We start from the raw sequence: 538 nt of genomic DNA, 5'->3' as shown, positions 1-538 counted from the left end.
GCCAATCAAACTCGGAGATAGCTGGTTCTCCCCGAAAGCTATTTAGGTAGCGCCTCGGACGAATACTACTGGGGGTAGAGCACTGTTTGGGCTAGGGGGTCATCCCGACTTACCAACCCCATGCAAACTCCGAATACCAGTAAGTAATATCCGGGAGACACACGGCGGGTGCTAACGTCCGTCGTGAAGAGGGAAACAACCCAGACCGCCGGCTAAGGTCCCAAAGTTCTGGTTAAGTGGGAAACGATGTGGGAAGGCTCAGACAGCTAGGATGTTGGCTTAGAAGCAGCCATCATTTAAAGAAAGCGTAATAGCTCACTAGTCGAGTCGGCCTGCGCGGAAGATGTAACGGGGCTCAAACCAGGCACCGAAGCCGCGGATTCACACTAAGTGTGAGTGGTAGGGGAGCGTTCTGTAAGTCTGCGAAGGTGTGTCGAGAGGCATGCTGGAGATATCAGAAGTGCGAATGCTGACGTAAGTAACGATAAAGGGGGTGAAAAGCCTCCTCGCCGGAAGACCAAGGGTTCCTGTCCAACGT

Annotated in this window: 1 rRNA gene; it reads left to right on the top strand. The window is 53.3% G+C overall.

The annotated features are described in order from the left end of the window. Positions 1-538: ribosomal RNA gene (locus J9893_RS13990) — 23S ribosomal RNA — on the top strand; the annotation flags it as partial.

It is taken from the genome of Aeromonas sp. MaB10011B, assembly GCF_017939325.1.
Classification (GTDB): Bacteria; Pseudomonadota; Gammaproteobacteria; order Enterobacterales; family Aeromonadaceae; genus Aeromonas; species Aeromonas caviae.
The sequence above is the reverse complement of the archived record's forward strand: the minus strand, read 5'-3'. Positions and strand labels throughout refer to the sequence as shown.